Origin of the sequence: Streptomyces huiliensis, from assembly GCF_020037025.1 — a bacterium.
Classification (GTDB): domain Bacteria; phylum Actinomycetota; class Actinomycetes; order Streptomycetales; family Streptomycetaceae; genus Streptomyces; species Streptomyces huiliensis.
In genome coordinates this window covers 1-1,698 of record NZ_JAIQLH010000437.1, presented here as the reverse complement: position 1 = coordinate 1,698, position 1,698 = coordinate 1, and the positions used below count along the sequence as shown (strand labels likewise).

The window sequence follows — 1,698 nt, the reverse complement described above, 5'->3', positions numbered from 1 at the left end:
TCGTCGGAGGCTGCGTCGTCTCCGTACCGCCCGGCGGCGGCGTCTGGCCGTCGCCCGGCCCGTCGGGAACCGACACGGACTTGCCCTTCTTCAGGCCGTCCAGCGGCACGTCCACACCGGCGGCCGCCGCCGCGCCCGCGGCCGTCAGCGAAGCGCCCGCCGCGATCACCGCACCCGCGGTGATCCGCGCCATGCGCAGCCGCGTTCTCTTCGTCATATGCCTGCTACCCCCAGTAGCTGGTCTCGTCAGTGGAGCAGCTATGCACAGGGACGTGGCACCTGGGGACCGGTGTTCGACAGCCGTGGCTTCCACGACCGGATCACGCCCCCCACCACACGCACCCCAGTGATACGCATGCCGCTCGTCACCCTTGCGAGTTTTCGGAACAGCGTCAAGGCGGATCCGGGCCGTATGCCCGGATCCGCCTTGGTTGGTACCGCTTCTTCTTGTTACTTCTCCCGCTGCTTGCGCCAGCGGATGCCGGCCTCCAGGAAGCCGTCGATGTCACCGTCGAGGACGGACTGCGGGTTGCCGACCTCGAACTCCGTGCGCAGGTCCTTCACCATCTGGTAGGGGTGCAGGACGTACGAACGCATCTGGTTGCCCCAGGAGCCGCCGCTGTCGCCCTTGAGGGCGTCCATCTTGGCCTGCTCCTCCTGGCGGCGCCGCTCCAGCAGCTTGGCCTGGAGGACGTTCATCGCGGTCGCCTTGTTCTGGATCTGCGAGCGCTCGTTCTGGCAGGAGACGACGATGCCGGTCGGGAGGTGCGTCAGGCGCACCGCGGAGTCCGTGGTGTTGACGCCCTGGCCGCCGGGGCCGGAGGAACGGTAGACGTCGACGCGCAGCTCGGACTCGTCGATCTCGACGTGGTCGGTCTGCTCGACGACGGGCAGCACCTCGACGCCCGCGAAGGAGGTCTGGCGGCGGCCCTGGTTGTCGAACGGCGAGATGCGGACGAGGCGGTGGGTGCCCTGCTCGACGGAGAGCGTGCCGTAGGCGTAGGGGACCTGGACGGCGAAGGTGGTCGACTTGATGCCGGCCTCTTCGGCGTACGAGGTCTCGTAGATCTCGGTCTTGTAGCCGTGGCGCTCGGCCCAGCGCAGGTACATCCGCTGGAGCCGCTCGGCGAAGTCGGAGGCGTCCACGCCGCCGGCCTCGGCCCGGATGTTGACGAGCGCCTCACGGGCGTCGTACTCGCCGGAGAGGAGGGTGCGGACCTCCATCTCGTCGAGCGCCTTGCGGACGGAGGTCAGCTCCGCCTCGGCCTCGGCGAGGGCGTCGGCGTCGTCCTCGGCCTCGGCGAGCTCGAAGAGCACCCCGAGGTCGTCAATCCGGCCGCGCAGCGTCTCGGTCTTGCGCAGCTCGGCCTGGAGGTGCGACAGCTGACTGGTGATCTTCTGCGCCGCCTCCGGGTCGTCCCACAGCGACGGGGCTGCCGCCTGCTCCTCGAGCACGGCGATGTCGGCCCTCATCTTGTCGAGGTCCAGAACGGCCTCGATCGACCCCATGGTGGAGGAGAGGGACTTGAGCTCTTCGGATACGTCAACGACTGCCACGGAACCAGCCTAACCGGTGCGCGGGGCGGCGGGGGACGCCGTGCGGGACCGGGGTGTCCGGGCGGGAAGCGGGGGCGGCGGGGCGCCGCGGGGACGCGCGGTGGCGGGGCGGTGCCGCTCCGGGCGGGGCCGCGGCCGGAG

The 1,698-nt window shown here is 70.4% G+C and carries 1 protein-coding gene and 1 pseudogene; both read right to left on the bottom strand.

Annotation, left to right across the window (positions count from 1 at the left end):
- Positions 1 to 217 (bottom strand): annotated as a pseudogene (locus tag JNW98_RS34825) (hypothetical protein); the annotation flags it as partial.
- A gap of 233 nt (positions 218 to 450) precedes the next feature.
- A complete protein-coding gene (gene prfB / locus JNW98_RS34820) occupies positions 451 to 1,557 on the bottom strand; it encodes a peptide chain release factor 2 (RefSeq protein WP_223772277.1) in 1,107 nt (368 codons plus the stop codon).
- Between the last annotated feature and the right edge of the window lie 141 nt (positions 1,558 to 1,698).